General features: G+C 58.4%; 15 protein-coding genes. 5 read left to right on the top strand and 10 right to left on the bottom strand.

Features of this window, described 5'->3' with window-relative positions:
* Nucleotides 1-162 precede the first annotated feature (162 nt).
* Nucleotides 163-1,077 (top strand): 4-hydroxybenzoate octaprenyltransferase, encoded by a 915-nt coding sequence (gene ubiA / locus PY649_RS28740; protein ID WP_285872312.1) that lies wholly within the window; start codon nucleotides 163-165, stop codon nucleotides 1,075-1,077.
* Nucleotides 1,078-1,123: 46 nt separating this feature from the next.
* Here ubiA and PY649_RS28735 read toward each other — a convergent pair whose 3' ends face one another.
* From PY649_RS28735 to PY649_RS28720, 4 genes are all read right to left on the bottom strand, one after another.
* Nucleotides 1,124-1,450, bottom strand: a complete 327-nt coding sequence (locus PY649_RS28735) for a hypothetical protein (RefSeq protein WP_285872311.1) — start codon at nucleotides 1,448-1,450, stop codon at nucleotides 1,124-1,126.
* Nucleotide 1,451: 1 nt separating this feature from the next.
* Nucleotides 1,452-2,018 carry an isochorismatase family protein gene (locus PY649_RS28730; protein WP_285872310.1) on the bottom strand — a complete coding sequence of 189 codons (567 nt, stop codon included), beginning with the start codon at nucleotides 2,016-2,018 and terminating at the stop codon, nucleotides 1,452-1,454.
* A gap of 37 nt (nucleotides 2,019-2,055) precedes the next feature.
* Nucleotides 2,056-2,514, bottom strand: a complete 459-nt coding sequence (locus PY649_RS28725; protein WP_285872309.1) for a MarR family winged helix-turn-helix transcriptional regulator — start codon at nucleotides 2,512-2,514, stop codon at nucleotides 2,056-2,058.
* Between the two features lie 90 nt (nucleotides 2,515-2,604).
* The gene (locus PY649_RS28720) at nucleotides 2,605-3,174 is read right to left on the bottom strand and encodes an alpha/beta fold hydrolase (protein WP_285872308.1); all 570 of its coding nucleotides are present in this window, start codon (nucleotides 3,172-3,174) and stop codon (nucleotides 2,605-2,607) included.
* A 248-nt stretch (nucleotides 3,175-3,422) separates the two neighbouring features.
* On the opposite strand from PY649_RS28720, the gene PY649_RS28715 reads away from it, so the two are divergent.
* Together PY649_RS28715 and PY649_RS28710 are read left to right on the top strand one after the other, a co-directional pair.
* Nucleotides 3,423-3,572 carry a hypothetical protein gene (locus PY649_RS28715; RefSeq protein ID WP_285872307.1) on the top strand — a complete coding sequence of 50 codons (150 nt, stop codon included), beginning with the start codon at nucleotides 3,423-3,425 and terminating at the stop codon, nucleotides 3,570-3,572.
* Nucleotides 3,573-3,942: 370 nt separating this feature from the next.
* Complete coding sequence (locus PY649_RS28710) at nucleotides 3,943-4,212, top strand: GCG_CRPN prefix-to-repeats domain-containing protein (RefSeq protein WP_285872306.1); 270 nt, start codon at nucleotides 3,943-3,945, stop codon at nucleotides 4,210-4,212.
* Nucleotides 4,213-4,467: 255 nt separating this feature from the next.
* On the opposite strand, the gene PY649_RS28705 is transcribed toward PY649_RS28710, so the two are convergent.
* Together PY649_RS28705 and PY649_RS28700 are read right to left on the bottom strand one after the other, a co-directional pair.
* Nucleotides 4,468-6,921: a phospholipase C/P1 nuclease family protein gene (locus tag PY649_RS28705; protein WP_285872305.1), complete on the bottom strand. Its 2,454-nt coding sequence runs from the start codon at nucleotides 6,919-6,921 to the stop codon at nucleotides 4,468-4,470.
* Nucleotides 6,922-7,177: 256 nt separating this feature from the next.
* The gene (locus PY649_RS28700) at nucleotides 7,178-8,911 is read right to left on the bottom strand and encodes an adenylate/guanylate cyclase domain-containing protein (RefSeq protein WP_285872304.1); all 1,734 of its coding nucleotides are present in this window, start codon (nucleotides 8,909-8,911) and stop codon (nucleotides 7,178-7,180) included.
* 403 nt (nucleotides 8,912-9,314) lie between these two features.
* On the opposite strand from PY649_RS28700, the gene PY649_RS28695 reads away from it, so the two are divergent.
* Both PY649_RS28695 and PY649_RS28690 read left to right on the top strand, forming a co-directional pair.
* A complete protein-coding gene (locus PY649_RS28695) occupies nucleotides 9,315-11,012 on the top strand; it encodes a phospholipase D-like domain-containing protein (protein WP_285872303.1) in 1,698 nt (565 codons plus the stop codon).
* An 84-nt stretch (nucleotides 11,013-11,096) separates the two neighbouring features.
* Nucleotides 11,097-12,005: an acetamidase/formamidase family protein gene (locus PY649_RS28690; protein ID WP_285872302.1), complete on the top strand. Its 909-nt coding sequence runs from the start codon at nucleotides 11,097-11,099 to the stop codon at nucleotides 12,003-12,005.
* Nucleotides 12,006-12,018: 13 nt separating this feature from the next.
* Here the strand turns inward: PY649_RS28690 and PY649_RS28685 are convergent, their stop codons facing one another.
* The 4 genes from PY649_RS28685 to PY649_RS28670 all read right to left on the bottom strand — a co-directional run bounded on the left by PY649_RS28685 (nucleotide 12,019) and on the right by PY649_RS28670 (nucleotide 18,154).
* Entirely contained in the window at nucleotides 12,019-13,761 is a 1,743-nt protein-coding gene (locus PY649_RS28685) for a cation:proton antiporter domain-containing protein (protein WP_285872301.1), read from the bottom strand.
* Nucleotides 13,762-13,955: 194 nt separating this feature from the next.
* Entirely contained in the window at nucleotides 13,956-15,002 is a 1,047-nt protein-coding gene (locus PY649_RS28680) for an NAD(P)-dependent alcohol dehydrogenase (RefSeq protein WP_285872300.1), read from the bottom strand.
* A gap of 452 nt (nucleotides 15,003-15,454) precedes the next feature.
* On the bottom strand, nucleotides 15,455-16,918 hold the full coding sequence (locus tag PY649_RS28675) for an MFS transporter (protein ID WP_285872299.1): 1,464 nt from the start codon (nucleotides 16,916-16,918) through the stop codon (nucleotides 15,455-15,457).
* A 120-nt stretch (nucleotides 16,919-17,038) separates the two neighbouring features.
* Nucleotides 17,039-18,154, bottom strand: coding sequence for a mandelate racemase/muconate lactonizing enzyme family protein (locus PY649_RS28670; protein ID WP_285872298.1), 1,116 nt, complete (start codon nucleotides 18,152-18,154; stop codon nucleotides 17,039-17,041).
* Nucleotides 18,155-18,274 lie beyond the last annotated feature (120 nt).

Raw genomic sequence — 18,274 nt, 5'->3', positions numbered from 1 at the left:
AATTTCGAGCGTCCATGACCAACGGAAAAGCTCAATTCCGGAATGCGTCAACTGCGATCATTGCGACGGTTAAGAGAGTCTCTATGCTGCCGCGATGAGAAGATGAGGCGCAAAGCCGAAACCAAATGTCCGGTATTTGCGACGCAGTTGTGGGATATGATGATGAACAGTTTGAGCGGCCCGGACCTAAGCGACATTCACCGAGGCGACTGGGTGGATTGCCGATTACCCCTGGCACTGCGGCCCTACGCACGTCTGGCGCGGCTCGACCGTCCCGTTGGAATATGGTTGACCCTTTTTCCCTGCTGGGCTGCGCTTGTCCAAGCGTCGCATGGCTTTCCGGATCTTCGGCAACTGGCGATCTTCTCTCTTGGCGCTTTGATGATGAGGAGCGCTGGTTCCACCGTCAATGATATTGCGGATCGAAAGTTTGACGGTCACGTCGAGCGGACGCGCTTTCGACCCTTGGCCAGCGGGCAGATCGGTGTGCCGCAAGCCCTCGCCTTCCTGATCGTTCAGCTCGCCCTGGCGGCTTCGCTTCTGTTCTTCCTGACGCCCTATACGCGTTTGGTTGCGATATGCGTTCTGCCGCTCGTATTCCTTTACCCGTTCTGCAAGCGCTTCACACATTGGCCTCAAGTCGTGCTGGGCGCAGCGTTCAATTGGGGGATGCTGATGGCATGGGCCGAGGTTGCCGGGCAGATCCCGGCCGGCGCTGTTCTCATGTGGCTCGGCGCCGTCGCATGGCAGATTGGCTATGATACCGTCTATGCCTATGTCGACGCAAAAGACGACACCCGCCTCGGCCTCAAATCGACGGCGCTCCTGTTTGGCCGGCACGGAAAGGCCTGCATCGGCGCGTTCTACGCCTTGACGGCCGGAGCGTGGTCGCTTGGCGGATATATGTTGGGCATGTCTCTACCCTACGCAATTGGGATGCTGGTGATCGCCGCGCATCTGGCCTGGCAGACGCGACAGATTGACCTTGCTCGCCCGGACGTCAATTTCCGGCTATTCCTGGCGAATATTCTGACCGGGGCGCTGCTTGCAGGCGCGGCTTTCGCTGGAACGTGGTGAGAAATTCAAAGTAGCCGCATTGGAGTGCGCGCAGGTTGCGCCGTCATTACCGCTCCGGCGCGTTCCCGCCGTGGAACTTGCCGAAGTGACGGGCAGCGAACAACGAAATCGCGACCCCGCCGAGACCGATGGCGAGAGCATCAACGCCGTCGTCCAGATGAAACGCGCCAAGCCGGATCAGAAGCAGGTATGCCAGCACGAGGTTCGCAAAGCCCCACAGGACATTGATGGTCGATGACGACAGTCCTTCCCCGCGTGGCTTGGCGAATGGCGACTGAAAGGGTTGGCCAAGGACCCCGCTGACCACGTGAGGAACCGCATTCATCAGGAAAACGCCGCCGCCAAACATCAGCAAATAATGAAGCCAATTCATTCTATAGGTCCCGCTTTGCAAGCTCGTTGATGATGTCCTCGGTCGTGGCGGTTTCGCCAAGCCGAGGGAAAATGTTGCGGATACTGTATTCGTGCGCCTCCGGGCGCGTGTCCATCATGGCATCGACCGCCAAGGCGACATTAAAACCTGCCTCATAGGCTTGACGCGCGGTCGCCTCGACGCCGGTGCCGGTCGCGACACCAATGATCACGACCTGCGTCACATCCAGGGACTTCAACCGAGAATCAAGGTCGGTCGTCGCAAACGCTCCCCAGCTGCGTTTGGTCACGACGATATCCGTGGGCCGTTGGTCGACTTCCGGGATAAATTCTGTGAACCCCGCCGGAAGCGGCTCCGTGTGACGCCTCGGCTGCTCCGTTCGACCTGGCGCTCCACCGGCCGCGTTGACAAGAACGACCGGAAGATTGCGTTTGCGAAATTCGCGAAGGAGCGCCACAGAACGATCGATGACAGGAGTGATCGAGCCGATGAACGGCGCGCCAATGATCCCTTTTTGAAGATCGACGACAATCAGCGCGGTTTTTGGATCAAGCGTAGTCAGGGCCATTGGGCCTCCCAATATATCGACAGGCTCAAAATCGGCGTCATGCATCGTCCTCTGTCAGCCGCTTCAAGCTGGTGATCGCCGACAAGACCTGCTTCTGCTCTTCGATCGACAGCTTTGCCTCTAAGGCTCGGGCGAGCCAGTCCTGGCGGGCCGCCCTGCCCTCCTGGATCAGGAGGCGGCACTTGTCCGTAAGGGAAAGGATTGTCTGACGACCGTCCGAGGGATCGGGTATTCCCGCAACAAGCCCTGACGACTCCAGCGCGGCACGAAGCGCGCCCATCGATTGCGGACGCATGCCCTCGCAGCGCGCGAGCGCCGAGGTGGTCATCGGGCCTTCCTTTTCCAGCCGAACAAGTGCCGATGCCTGGCTTGATGTCAGGTCTCCAACATGGCCCTGCTCCCGGAGCTTTCGCTTCAGCTTGCTTGCGAAAGCTCGAAGCTCTTCGGCAACCGTGGCCGCAAGCGGTGCTTCGGTGACTGTAGGCTTGTCGATCATGGAAGATGTTTATCAGATGTGAAGGTAAACTGTAAAGATAAACTTCATATCAAAAGCGATCGATCCATGTTTCGAAAACCGCGCGTGCCTTCATCCTGTGGCGGCCGAGGGCGCACCCTTGAGAATATCCTGCGCAACCTCGCTCAGGTCATTACTCAGTTGATGATCGCGGTGCGGCAGAGAGCGGACGACCGCTTCCGGGATTGCTTTCGCGTAAAATTCAGCATGCCCGAATGGGACGATTTTGTCTTCGCTTCCATGATAGATGAGGACAGGCAGCCCGGCAGGCAGTCGTTGGGAAAAATCGGTGCGTGGCACGATGTCATCGCTCGGCCAGCCGCCCTCGCCGATAAACGGCGCCGAGATGAGAATGAGAGCACCGGGTCTGAACTTCGGGCGCTCGTCAGCGAGCACGTGGATGAGAATGGTTCCACCGATGGAATGACCGATGAGGATGGCACCATCCTCGAGGCCATCGAATTCATTCAGCAGCGCTGTCTTCCAGGTCTGGTAGCGCGGATCGGCCTCATCAGGCATCCGCGGATATCGGAGGGTGAAGTCTTCGCCGAGTTCACGCTCAAGGCTCTCGACCAACTTAATGTCCCATTGGTCGTGCGCTGTCGCTCCCGCACCCTGTATGAAGAGGATTTGTCTCGGCATCGCGTGATCTCCCCATCTGCGTCAGAAAGCTTCGGACTGTCCGTCGCATTCAAGCTCGGCTCAACGTCGCTTTCGCTTGGCCTCCAGCCACCCGGCAAAGAATAGTACAAAGGCCGACACTATCCAGCGGCCGTTGATCTCCTCAACAAAACGCTCGGCTGCTGCGCTGATTTCGTCGGCCGATATTCTGCGGACGTGCCGGAACAGTCATTCGTGGATAAGGGTTATGGTCTGCATAGGAGATTGCCATGATCCGCAAACTGAAGTCTGGAGAGTACCGCCTCTACTCGCGCAAGGTCGATCCGAAAACCCAAAAACGCAGAAATCTCGGTACGTTCAAGTCACGGGCGGAGGCCGAGAAGCATGAGCGTGAGGTGCAGTACTTTAAGCACCACTAACGACACACATTGAAAGACGCGCCGAGCGACGCGCCGCTCGCCGGCATCCGTTTGCTTGATTCGGATGGTCAGCGGCCCCAACCAAGAATCTATCAAAAACAGTATTGGCCGCGACTCTTGGAGAGGCTCCGCAGATTTGCGTCCATTCGTCGTACGGTTGTCTCCAATGGAAGCTATGAAATGAGGAGATATTTGATTCTAATGCCGGAATAGGGGCCATCTGCCAGAATCCGCTCTTGTCCGGTCGTGGGCGCGCTCGCGGAGGCATTCGAAAAATTTTCATTTCCAACGATAAAAATGGCAGGAATTCGCGTTAAAGATATGTTCGGGATGCGAGGAGCGTCCCTGATGACATTAGAAAGAGGACATCATGAAAAAGTTGCTTATCGTAGCCTTCACTTCCGTGGCGGCGCTAATTGCAATTGCTCCTACCGCTGACGCGGCCCAAGGATGTGGCGAGGGATATCATCGCGGTCCCAATGGCTACTGCCGTCCGAACGTCCCACCTCGCGGCGGCGCGGTTGTCGTCGTACCCGGCGGCCCGCGAGTTGGCGTTTATTATCATGGACGCGGCTACTGGGATGGCCACCGCTACTGGGTGCATCGTGCACCTTACCGCGGCGGCTGGCGCTACTATTGAGCCGCAGCGTCCCTGGGTCGGTTGATTGACCGACCCATTTGCAAAGAGGGCGCGACTCTTGCCGGTTGCGCCCGTTGCCGATCTCGAAGATCGCTGCAAGCCGTTCGCGACAGCGAAGCACCGTTTCGGCGGCCTCGACATCTGCCTCGCCATCGGGTGTCATCAACCTGACCCCATTCCGAGCGTCGGCGGACCAAATCGGAACTGTGGTCCGATCCGGCCCGCGAAGAGCGTTTGGCGTCGTGCCAAGGGTTGCTATGAAAGATGCGCGGCGGTTGAGCGCTTGATCGCCGACCAGTCATCAGACTGAGCGTCGGCATACACATTAAGCGCAACGGATGGCACAACCTCCGGATTGTTATAGAGATCCATCAGAGCTTTTTCTGTTACTTCCGTTCCATCCCCAATGTTGTCGTCGCCCCTGCCCACGCCCCAGGCCGCCTGCCAAATGGCTGCCAGATACCGCGTACCACGCGCCATGCACGTCACTGTCCGGTCTCCGAAGTCATCCCACATAAGCTCTTTCTTTTCGGATTTCGAACGCCCGATCAATGCGACCCATTTGTCCACGATATCCCTGGGCGAGATTTCCGCCTGTGTCGCGGCAACGAGATCGATGATCGCCCTGGAGGCATCAAAGCCACTAGCAATCGGATCTATCTTCTCCGCGTCCAGCTCGGCCAATTGTTGAATCCTTGCCTGAAGGTTGTTGGCCAGGTCCTTGCTTTGATAGCCGAATGCGATCATGTCGTCTTCGTAACCGCTGTGAACACCGTCGGCCCGCATCTTCTTCCCCGCAGAACGCGGCCGATCGATAAGATCGTCAGGATCGCCCTGCGAGAGATAAGAGGTATGCAGCGGTTGGCAGGCATCTCCGACATAGTGGATGAGCACGCCGCCAGCACAGATGAAGAGAGCTTCGTCCGACTTCTTTGCGGCCGAGACCATGATGTCAAACAGCTGATGTACGCGAAATGGCAGCGCACCCCAGTGATTGCTCCGCTTGTGACCCAAGGCGTCATCCCATGCATCAAACTTGGGTTTGAGCTGAGCAAAATAGTCCATCCAAACCTTTGGGTTCAGATATTTGTTTGGCTGATCTTTGTTGAGTTCCAGAAATGATTGCCCGCCATAGGGAAGATCCAAATCGGCGAAGTGGTTCGGATTGTCGTCTTGTCCTCGAGACCCGGGACCTGGTTTACGATGTTTCGCTCCGTCGCCGCCGTCTTCAAAGCTGAAGTTCACGTTGCTTTTCCAGACGTTGTCCGGAACGTCGGCCAGCGGGACGAAATGTGGTTGATCATCCCCCTTTTCCAAGACCCTCGGATCGTTATCGAGCGCATCGTCCGGGGTCAGCGACAGGAGATCGATGTTTTTATCAATGAGGCTTTTGAGATGAGAGGATGACAGCAGATCCGTTGGCAAGATCAGCGCGCGACCGATCGCGTAATGCCCTACCCATCCCCAGATATAGCGCTGTTCAGCGTTTAGATCCGTAACCAGTTCGAGATTCAAATGGTTGAGCGCAGGGCTGAGAGCGGTCGCCAGCGCATAAGGATGCGACGATATCCGCCCTCCCTGCTGATTGAACTCTTCTTTTCCCCAGAGCATTGCGAAAGGATAGTAGATGGGCGGCGCACCATTCTTCGGTTGCCGGCGCCCATGCTGATGCTCGTCTTGATGCTCGATATAGAGCAGCGTGCCGGAATCGCCATGATGGACCATCAACGCCTCGGCGTGACGATCCGTGCCCTTGTTGTTCGTCTCTGGCCCGATCAAAAAGTCGCTGATGTATTCCGATCCACCGAGAGAACGATATCGATAGAAGAGGCCGTGAATCTCACCGCGGATTTTGCCGCTCACCCCTCCAAATCCGACCACCTTCATGGTCACGAGCTTGAGCGTAAAGCTATTGTCGTAGAGGTCGAGAATGGGCCCGATTTCGCCGAGCCCCAGAGTCTGCGCCTTCCACTGGGTCACGCTATCGATGTCGACCAGGCCGATATCGACCTGCAAACTCTGGTTATGCGATGAAAATGCTGGATAGACGTCTTTGAACGGAACACGGGACAATCCGGTTCGTGCCGTGACGCCGACGACCGATTGGCGATTGCCCTGGAGCGCCTTTATCTTCGTTCCCGCTTCACCGCTCACGTGTCGATTTGTCAGGACATAGTAGCGCTCGCCGCTTGTCACGATCGGCCCTGCGGTCCCGAACCGCGTCATGCCTTGACCGTCATCATTGACCAGAATGCTTCCGGGAGAAAGGAGGTTCCTCGCAAGTAGCAAATTGGGACTGATCGGCTTGCTCTTCCCGGACGTGACACGCTGAGCTTCTATGACGCACACCGGAACCGATCGGCCATCGGGGAGATACAAGGTCTTCGGAACAACATCCGACGCGTTATCTTTCGCCAGCTCCTCTTCATATTCCCACTTCGAAACAAAAACCAAAACGCAGGGCCACGAATAAGGGCGGACCTCGGAGTTGGACAAGGTGCGTTTGGAGTTTGTCTTGCTTCGCGGGCCCGGATCCGGCTCTTCTCTGCTGGGCCAAGGGTCCTCATGACGTATACGGTAGAGACCCACTGCCGTTGCGACGACGTTCTTCTTGTTCATCAAGTGATAGTGGAAGAGGTCCCGCGCTTCGAGCAGGTCTTTCAGCGACAGTGACGCGAAGGTTGAACTCGACTTGAAAAGTAAATCCATCTTACCCTCCCCTCCTGTTGGGCAGTATTCTACCGTAGGACATAAAATTGTCAGCGCATTTGGTTGCAGTATTGCGACAAATTTACTCTGATCGGTTGCGAGTCATTAGCTCGCGCCGCGTCCCCAGAAGTTTACCTCGCATGCGATCGGTCACTTCCGATGGAAGCAATACCTATAGGGGATCCACAATGCTTGGGTATGACGCAGGTTCGCAGAAGTCATAAGTGACATGAAAGCAGCGGTCGCCCGAGGGCGCCTATTTTTCAAGGCGCCACGATCCGTCCCAATCTTTGGAGGGTGGATTTGCCTTGAGGCTTTCGATGCGGCCCAGCAGGCCCAACGCTGGCCCGTCGCCGGGCATCACCTCCAGCGCCCCCTTGAGCGCGCGAAGCGCATCATCCCATCGACGTTCGCGGTATGCCGCAAGCCCTTCCTGGTACAAGTCGCGTGACGCCAACTGTTCCGGCGCCAGCTCGCCATTGCGTCCAAGCACCTCAAAAACCGCTTCCGGCCGGGTTTGGCCGGCAACAACGATCCGATCGATTTCTCTAAATTCCAGTGCGGTACCCGCCGCGGCGATTGTTCTCTCGCATACCAGATTGCGCGTGCCGTAAACCTTGTTTGCGCCCTCCAGGCGCGAGGCGAGATTTACCACATCGCCCATCACGGTATAGCTCATCATGATGTCGGAGCCGATACTTCCGACCAAGGCTTCGCCGGTTGCGACGCCAATCCGCAAATCGCATTTCTCCATCGGGGTGCCGCGGACGCCCAGCAAGTCAGGGATTTCCCGACGCAACGTCTCAATCCGCTCGATCATTTCCACGGTTGCCAGACATGCAAGTCGTGCGTGATCAGCCTCGTCAACGAATGGAGGACCCCAATAGGCCATGATGCCGTCGCCGATATATTTGTCGATGATGCCGCGGTTGGTACGGATAGGTTCGGACATAAGTGAAAAATAGCGGTTCATCACCTTGACCAGACCTTGCGGCACCAAGCCTTCGCTCAGGCTCGTAAATCCCCTCAGATCGCAGAACAGCACCGTCATCAGCCTGCGTTGCCCCTCGGCTGCAGTCAGGTTCGGGCGATCGATAAGGCCCTCCACGACGCGCGGATCGATATATTTTCCAAAAGTTTCCTTGACGCGCTGATTGGCACGCAACTGCACGACCATCCGGTTGAACGCAGCCGCTAGCTCTCCGATTTCGTCGCGGGTCGCGACATCGATGGATTGATCGAGATGGCCGGCCTCGACGGCGCGCGTGCCCTCAAGCAATTGCCGGACCGAACGAATGATGCCGCCGCTTACAAGGTTGGCGAAAATCAATCCGAGGACCGCGGCGAGCAGTGTGGCGATCGCAGAAACCAAGACCGCCCGAGACTGCTCCGCCCTAATCGTTAGGATAGCGCCATCGCTCACCTTCAGCATCTCCTGCCGAAGGGCGTCGATCTTTTGATTGAGTTCGTCGCGCAGCGCATCAATGCGTGAGAGACGATCTCTCACGCTGGCGAAATCCCGCACGTCGAGGAATGCGAGCAGTTCCCTAGTCTCCTGATTCAGAAGGCCGCGACCATCATTTATCAGACCGTCGATCCGACTTTCGATGCGCGCTAGTGCCGCATTGTCCGAAGGGGTACTCGTATCTGCGATGATGGCGTTGATGAGCTCGCGTGCAGCCTGCGTCTCGTGCTCGACTTCGACGTTCTTAGCGTCGTACTGCTGCTTGCGAGCCATATATCCCGCCTCATCGGGCGGCTCCTGCATCTTTGCGATCACCGCGCGGCGCAGCGCAAGAGCTCTTTGAAGCGACAGAAGATTGATCCGCATCAAATGCTCGTTAGCCGGACTGTATCTCTCCGTCAGCTCATCGAGCAGATGGCCCAGCCGCCCGACCATCACCATCGACAGTACGGAAGTGGCCATCATGAGGATGATCAAGCCAGCAGCAATCGAGACGATACGCCTCCTGATCGACTGCTTGATCATTGAACCAGAAAAGTTCCTTAAGTTCTGGAAAAGTGAGAGCATTTGAAATGTTTATTCCCCCGGTACACTCACCTCAATCCCGCTCGGATTGTCGTAACACAAAGCTGCCTGTGGTAGAAGGCGACCGGCGTTCCAGTCGGGTCGTGGCGATTGCAACGCGACCTAGGCAATTTCTCAGGCGTCCTGTGGTATCACGCTCGCCCGGACGAGATCGCGGCAACAGCATATTCCTCTAATCCAATGGAGCATTCATTCGGTTGTTGTGATAAGAAGTTACCTTCGCTGAATAGGTGTGCTGTTCTTTCGTCGTCGTTCGCATGAGAGTTGATGCGCAATCCGAATTTGGGGAGCAGATCGACCCTCCGATCATTCGATGAATACACCTGTGTGGGGAGGGTGAGATATGCGGGTCACGGCAGCGAGTGGGGTTTTGCGTGCGCGGGCGATTGCAGGAACCTACGTGGTCGTCCTGGCCTGGGATTTCGTTCCCGGGCAAGACGCCAAGAAAACGGGGCTGATGGGTTTTGCCATTCAGCGCGAGGAACTCAAGGACGGTGCCGTCGTCGAGCGTTACTGGATGACGGGTATCAAGCGCTTCAAGGACAAGGATCAAGGTCTCGCGCCAGGCACTCCCGTCAGCACGGCGGACCATCCGGTACAGAGCTTCCAATGGGCCGACTATACAGCGGAAACCGATCATATCTACCGCTACCAGATCGTCCCGGTCTATGGCGCGGTCAAGATGCTGCAGCTTGACACCGCCTCTGCCGTCACCCTCGAAATCGCAACCGAGCTCGAATATCTGCTGCATCCTGAAAAGAAAAACGACGAAGCGCGCCACGATGTTTACTTCAATCGCGGTGTGATCGGCTCACAGGCCTATGCGCGGCGTTTCGGCAATCGCATGCCGAATGCCGACAATCCCATGGCAGAAGAAATGGTCTGGCTGTCGCGCGGGCTCTTCGAAGCTCTCGTGAAATTCATCAGCCTCGCGGAGGACCACCGCTTTGGGCTGCGGGCGGCGCTCTACGAATTCCATTACCAGCCCATTGCGAACGCATTTGGCAAGGCAGTTGAAGCTGGAGCCGATGTGAAGATCGTCTTCGACGATGAGAAGACTTACAAGACGGCGAACGAGGCGGTCATCCGCAATGCCCGCCTCGATGAAATGAAGGTGGTCATTCCGCGTACGGTGACGGAAGGCATCCGGCACAACAAGTTCATCATCCTGCTCGAGGACGAAAAGCCGATCGCGGTCTGGACGGGATCGACGAACATTTCGGATGGCGGCATCTTCGGTCACTCGAATGTCGGCCACATCGTTTGGAGCCCGGAAATTGCCGAGATCTATCTCCAATATTGGACGCTTCTGTCGGAAAATCTCACGCCGACCAAGTTGCGGCCGAAAAATCGCGAACTGACGCCACTGCCCCCTTCCCGCCCCGAACCGAACAGCATCACACCGGTCTTCAGCGCGCGCGACGAGAAGGACAGCAGCGAATCGCTGCAGTGGTATGCCGACCGGATGGCCGAGGCACGGGAGATCTCCTGCATCACGCTGGCTTTCAACCTGGACAAGGTCTTCAGCAAGGTAATCGCGCAGGAAAACGACGTGTTGCGCTACATCGTCAAAGACGATGACCTGGGAGACGGCGAGATTATCGGGCGTGACCGCGACGTTCTCTTCGCCGCCGGTGGCCATTTGGAAAGCGGTGCTCTGGCGAACTTCCTGGCGGAGCGTGACAATCCTCTGAACACCAACGACTACATCCACGACAAGTTCATGCTGGTCGACCCGTTGAGCGACGACCCGCTGGTCGTCAGCGGCTCGGCGAATTTCAGCCAGCCGTCGCAGCGCATAAATGATGAGAACATGATCATCATCCGAGGCGATACGCGTGTTGCCGACATTTATTTGGGCGAGTTCATGCGCATCTTCGACCATCATTACGCGCGCTACATCGTCAAGAAACTCGCGAATTCGGACCAACAGGACCCGAATGCCGGATATCTCAAGGCCAATCCCGAAGACTGGCTTCTCGGCCAGTTCGACGAGCGAAGCTACAAAGCCAAGCGCCGGAGATATTTCGTCGGACCGTGAGAATTGCCAGCATTCCGCTCTTTCCGCAGAGGCCGAATCCGGCATAGGTTGGGTGGACCCAACTTCGGACAAGGCTGACGCTTCATGGCAACCCATCGTTTCACTCCGACGGCCTATCACAACGTCATCGGCTCTCTTCCACCGGCATTGCACATCGCCGATGGCGACACCGTCGTCACAGAGACGCTCGATGCCGCCGGTTACGACAAGGAAGGTGTCCAGAGAGCTTCCGGCCCGAATCCGATGAATGGTCCGATTTTTGTCGAGGGCGCGGAACGGGGCGATTCATTGAAGGTCGAAATCCTCGGCATGGTGCCGACGCGCGATACAGGCTTCACCCGTAGCGTCGTTGCCGGCAATGTCGTTGACCCGGAAGACGTACGGACGCTGCCGCCGAGCGATAAAGTGATCTGGCAGATCGATCGTGAAGCATTGTCGACCCGGCTTTCCGCGCCAGTCGCTGGTCTGGAGTCTTTCGTATTGCCGCTGTCGCCAATGATCGGCTGCTTCGGCGTCGCTCCCTCGCTAGGTCAGGCCATATCCACCGCCACCAGCGGCGAATTTGGCGGCAATATGGATTACCGGCTCCTCGCACCCGGCACGACGATCTGGTTTCCGGTGTCGGCGCCGGGTGCGCTCTTCTTCCTCGGCGATTGCCACGCCGTACAAGGCGATGGCGAGATCGTTGGGACCGGCATAGAGACCACCTTCGAGGTGACGGTACGGCTCAGCGTCGAAAAGAAGAAAATCATCTGGCCGCGTGGCGAAACCGCGGATGACATTTTCACCATCGGCAACGCCCGGCCGCTCGATCAGGCGCTGCAGCATGCGACCAGCGAAATGCTTCGCTGGCTGGCTTCCGACTATGGGCTCGACAAGACCGCCGCCAGCCATTTGCTTGGCCAGGTCGTGCGCTATGACGTCGGGAATGTTTTCGATCCCGCCTATACGATGGCCTGCCGTGTTTCGAAGACCTGGCTGGAGGGGCGGTAGGCTTTCGATCTGATCAGCTGGCGTCCAGCGATTGATCCCGCCTTTGGCGCGAGACGTTCATCTCCTGCCGCTGTCGGGCCATGCTGCTGACGGCGGCGCGCAGCCGCGGGTGGCGGGACATGAACAGGTTGAAATCGCGACGTTCCAGGACGAGGAATTGACAGAAATCGACCGCCACCACGTCGGCGGTGCGGCGTGCGCCTGTCAGTAGCGCCATCTCGCCAAAGAACGAGCCGGCGCCAAGCGGGATCTCGTCGTCCTCGAACTGCACCTCGACCGCACCGGACGCGATGAAATACATGCTGTCGCCCCGGTCACCGGTGCGGATGACGCGATCGCCGGGCGATGCCGACCTTGGGCGGAAGAGCAACAGAAGTTCCTCCTGCGCGTTTTCGTCGACCTTGTCGAACATCGGAAATGTCTCGATCAACTGCTCGATTTCCAGATGATGCTGACGATCCCGCGCCTCGCGCTGCGCCCCGATGACGGCCAGTTCGCGACGCAGCCGATCGTGCTTCGCGGCACCATAGTCGGTCGCCAGTGCCGGCCACCGCGAAAAGGTCCATTTCTCCAGCCTCTCGGTGCCAGCGAAAACCAGCGGATTGAGCGTGATAGACAAAATGGCGCCTGCAAGGATCAGATCCTGCCCCTCGCGCGGCAGCAGACCTAGCGAGACGCCAAGGCCGGCCAGGATGAAGGAAAATTCTCCGATCTGGGCAAGCCCGGCGGAAACTGCAAAACCCATGCTGGCGGGATAACGCAGCAACAGCACGACGCAAAAAGAGATCAGCGATTTGCCGAGAATGATGAGAGCGAGCACCCCGAGGATCATCAGCGGTTCGCGCACCAGCACCGACGGATTGAAGAGCATGCCGACGGAAACGAAGAACAACACCGAAAAGGCATTTTGCAACGGCAGGGAATCGGCCGCTGCCCGATGGCTGAGACGGGATTCGCTCATGATGAGGCCTGCGAAGAACGCGCCAAGCGCGAAAGAGACGCCGAATATCTCCGCCGCTCCAAAGGCGATGCCGAGCGCGATGGCGAGAACGGACAGGGTAAAAAGTTCGCGTGAACCCGTTCGTGCGACAGAGGTTAGTAGCCAGGGCACGATCTTCGGGCCGATGAAGATCGCGACCGCGGCAAAAGCCGCTACCTTGACAAGGGTGATGCCGATGGTCAGCCCGATGGGCCCGGTACTTGCGTGGGCGCCAGCATCGGCATGGCCACCAAGAACCCCGGCGAAAGCCGGCAGCAGCACGAGCGCCAGCACCATCGCCAAATCCTCAACGATCAGCCAGCCGACGGCGACGCGGCCGTTGGGCGAACTGACCAGGTTGCGCTCCTCCAGCGCTTTCAGCAGCACGACGGTACTGGCGACGGCGAGGCTCAAGCCGAAGACCAGGCCGGCGCCGATGCCCCAGCCCCACAGTGACGTCAGGCCAATACCCAAGAGCGCGGCAATGACGATCTGACCGACGGCGCCGGGAATTGCGACTCCGCGCACAGCGAGCAAGTCGGCTGCCGAAAAATGCAGGCCGACACCAAACATCAAGAGAATGACGCCGATTTCAGCCAGCTGCGACGCAAGAGCGGCGTCGGCAACAAAACCTGGCGTCGACGAGCCGATCATTACGCCGGCAACCAGGTATCCAACGAGCGGCGGCAGATGCAGGCGGTCGGCGAGATAGCCGAAAATGGCCGCAAATACGAAACCGGCGGCGATCAGTGCTATCAATGCGACGTCGTGCGGCACAGCGTCCCTTCCCGTTTTCCGGCGTTGCCGCCCAATTTCCTCTGTATGAAACTACGCTAGCATCGCTTTTGCAGCCGCGTCTACGGTTTCGGGCATGATCCCGAAAAACGCGGCGTGTTTTCGGACAACATCATGCGAAGCTAAAAAGGCAATCCGCCGCGCCATTTACAGGGCGCGGCGGCAAGAGCAGACGCTTACTGATCCATGACGATCTGCAGCTTCACGTCGCTCGGCCGGGCTTCCACGGCGCGATTGAAGGCTTCGATCGAATGCTCGAATTTGAAGGTTTCGGAGATCAGCGGCTTCAGGTCGACACGCCCAGATGCGATCAGCGCGATGGAACGCTCATATTGATGCGCATAGCGGAAGACGGTCTCGACGCGGATTTCCTTCGTCGATGCCGTCGAGACATCGAAACCGACCGGCGCCACCGGCAGGCCTACGGCGACGACCACTCCGCCGGGACGCGGCAGCTCCATCACCGTTTCCCAGGCCTTCGGCGAGCCCGAGCATTCGAACACGACATCGGCGCCCCAGTTGTCCGTCAGACGCTTGACCTCTTCGACGAGGTTCTTCTCACGGATATTGATCGGGATCACGCCCTGATACTGAGCGGCGATATCGAGCTTCGGCTGGGCAAGGTCTGCAACGATGGCGCGGGCGCAGCCCCCGGCAAGCGCAGCGATGGCAACCATGGTACCGATCGGGCCAGCCCCGAGCACGACGGCGGTATCGCCAGGTGTGATCTTCGCCTTGGTGGCCGCCTGCATGCCGACCGCGAAAGGCTCCACCATCGCGCCTTCGGCGAAGCTGACATTGTCAGGCAGTTTGAAGGTATAATTGGCCGGATGCACGACAAACGGTGTCAGCACGCCATGGATAGGCGGCGTCGCCCAGAAGGTGACGGCTGGATCGACATTGTACATGCCAAGACGGCTGGCCTTGGAATTGGGGTCGGGAATACCGGGTTCCATGCAGACGCGGTCGCCGACTTTCAGATGTGTCACATCCGCGCCGACTTCGACGATCGTGCCGGCTGCCTCATGGCCGAGCACCATCGGCGCATTGACGACGAAGGGGCCGATGCGGCCGTGCGTGTAGTAGTGCACGTCCGATCCGCAGACGCCCACCGTATGGATCTTGATCTTCACCTGACCCAGCCCGACCTCCTGCGGCAGGTCGATATCGCGCAGCGCCAACTCATGCTGACGCTCCAGTACCAGGGCACGCATCTTGCTCATCACGTCTTTCCTCTGTTCGGAAGCAATTTCCCGTCCCCGCATGGCCGCGAGGACACCCTTTGTTGGTTATATAGCCATGACCGCCGGCACAAAACGATCTTTCTGCGCAGAAAGGCGCAAATTGAGGCCGATTTGCACAAGACGGACGAACCGCTCACCAATCCAATGGATTAGGCCACCCTTGTTAAAGGCAATTCTATTATTAGTATTGACTAGCGTTTGATTTTATTGCCTTTTAGCACGCGGAGAACGGGGAGACATGTAAAATGGTATATGACTGGACCGGTCAGCGTACGCGCCGCATAAAAATGTTGCGTGCCGCCAGCATCGCAGTGCTTCTTCTTCTTTTGATCGCAGTTCCTGCCGTGCTCCTGCGATATGACCTGATTCACTATCATTTTTGAGAGGCCGGGTGGCGACGTACCGCCGGCCGCTCGCACCAAGGCGGCCGTTCAGGCCGCCTTTTTCGCAGCTGGCTTCGGCTTGCGCGAAACATTGTCACCCGCCTTCGGATCGAGCGGCAGACAATCCAGTACGGCAAGCAAAGCGATGACCCCCAGCATGACGAAAGCCAGGCGAAATTCGATGGCGATGATTCCGTTCAAACCGAGCGGCGCGCTGACCGCTTGGCCCAGGCGGATGCCGATAGCGCCGACGGCAATCCCCATCCCCATGGTCACCTGAAAGGCTGTGCTGAACACAGTGTTCGCGCCCGTCATCTGCTGCGGCGGGATGTCAGCAAAGGCTATGGTATTCAAGGCCGTGAAATGCATCGACCGGCACATGCCGCCGATGAACAGCACCGGAATGACGAACCAGAGGGAGGTATCCGGCGAAAACAGCGCGCAGGCCGCGATAAAGATGGCATTGAGGATGCCGTTGACCACCAGCACCGGCTTGAAGCCGAAGCGCCTCAGGATCGGCGTCGTGCCCGGTTTCATCGCCAGATTGCCGGCAAAGACCGCCAAGGTGAGCATGCCGGCGTGAAAGGCGCTAAGCCCGAAACCGACCTGAAACATCAGCGGCAGCAAGAAAGGCACGGCACCGATGGCGATGCGAAAAAGCGAGCCGCCGGAGATAGTGATGGCAAAGGTCGAGTGCTTCAATCCCACCAGCTCGATCAGGGGATGTTCGGTTCGCCGGAAATGGAACACGGCAACAGCCAGAAGAACAATGGCGGCAATCTCGTAGGTCCAGGCTTCCAGCCAGACCGGATCGGGACGGCCAATCAGCTCCAAACCATACGTCAGGCTCGCCAGCCCAAAACCGCTGATGACGAAGCCAATCCAATCGAAGGGCGGCCGCGCTGCATTCTTGGTCTCCGGGATCAGCATAAGAGCGAAGACGAATGCCAACATGCCGAGCGGCAGATTGAGGAAGAAGATCCAGCGCCAGGTCGCATGATCGGTGATGAAGCCGCCGAGCGGCGGCCCCAGAATGGGCGCCACCAGCGCCGGCCACGTGATCGTCGCGATTGCCGAGATCAACTGATCCTTCGGCGTATTGTTGAGAACCACGAGGCGGCCGACCGGCACCATCATCGCACCGCCGATGCCTTGCAGGATTCGCATGGCGACAAAGGAGCCGACACCATTGGCAAAGCCGCAGAGAACGGAAGCCAGCGTGAAGACGACGACAGCAGTAGTGAAAACCAGGCGGGCGCCAAAACGATCGCTGATCCAGCCGCTGATCGGGATGAAGACCCCGAGCGTCAGCAGATACGCGCTCATACCGATGTTGAGATCGACGGGTCGGGCACCGAAAGACACAGCCATCTGCGGCAGCGCAGTGGCGATGACCGTGCCATCGAGATTTTCCATGAAGAAGGCGCCGGCCACGAGCAGTGCAATCAGCAGCGGGCGCCAACCGGAAACCTGCGTTACCTCCCCCCGCTTGCGCGTGGATATATCAGTCATTCAAAAATTGCTCCGAATCCGCCTCACTCCCCTGCTATTTATACGGTTCGGAACCGTTTCCGATAGCCGGAAATCGTCCCATCATTCGGCGGGACGATCACGTTTCGCGTAGCGCCCGGATCAGAATTTGATCACGATCTTGCGCTTCTCCATTTCAACCGCGTCGAACTGGACGCCAAGACCCGGTGCCGTCGGTAATTCGAAGCGTCCGTTGTTCGGCTCGGACGGGTTGACGAAGACAGGTGCGCCCCGCTCCCAATTGTCGGCCAGCTCCACCGGCTTGGCGAGGTGCATGATCGTGCTGAGCACGTGGATGTTGGCGAGATGACCGACGGTTGGCTGCGTCTGGTGCGGCACCAGCTCGACGCCGTGGGCATGTGCCAACGCGGCGCATTTCATCATGCCGGTGATGCCGCCCATTTTCACGATATCCGGCTGCACCATGCGCACGCCGGCGTCGATCAATTCGCGCAAGCCTTGCAGAGTATAGGTCTGTTCACCCGCCGAAACCGTGATGTCCAGCCGCTGCGCCACTTCACCCATCGCGCGGACGTTATAGTGCTGCACGGGTTCTTCGAACCACATATAACCAAGGTCCTCCAATGCACGGCCAACACGGATCGCGCCACCGATCGAATAGCCATTGTTGGCGTCGAAGCCGATGACGAAATCATCGCCCAGCAGTTTGCGCACGGCCTTGGCCTTGGCGATATCGCCGGCAAGATCGACGTCCTGCTTGGTGCGGTCGCCATCCCAGCGGATCTTCACCGCCGCCGGCTTTTCCTTGGCGACGCGGCGCTCGACGACACGGAGCACTTCATCGACCGTGCGACCCGAGTTGTTGCCGATCGAAGTGTAGCACGGCAGGCTCGTCGTCCAGGCGCCGCCGAGCAGCTTGTGAACCGGCTGCCCAAGAAGCTTTCCCTTCAGGTCCCAAAGTGCGATGTCGAGAGCGGCAAGAGCGCCGGTCGTCGCACCTTCCGGGCCGAGCTTCACGCATCTATGGAACAGCGTGTCGAGCAGGATGGCATGGTCGAGCACATCCTTGCCGACGAGATAAGGCGCCATATCCCTGGCGATGATGCCGAGCGAGGCAATACCGCCCTGCATCGGCGAGGCCTCGCCGAGGCCGAACTGACCGTCTTCGGTTTCGATGCGGACGAATGCGCAACGTGGTGACCCGGTCTCTCCGCTGCCCATCGGCAGCTGAAAAGCTTCTATAGATTTGATCTTCAAAGTGATTTCTCCTTTTCTCCCTTCTCCCCTCGGGGAGAAGGTGCCCGACAGGGCGGATGAGGGGGCTCGGAATTTCAATTCCGAGCGCTTTGAGCACAAGCGAAAGGCCAGTTTCCCAGT

Origin of the sequence: Rhizobium mayense, from assembly GCF_030272705.1 — a bacterium.
Lineage (GTDB): Bacteria > Pseudomonadota > Alphaproteobacteria > Rhizobiales > Rhizobiaceae > Rhizobium > Rhizobium mayense.
The sequence above is the reverse complement of the archived record's forward strand: the minus strand, read 5'-3'. Positions and strand labels throughout refer to the sequence as shown.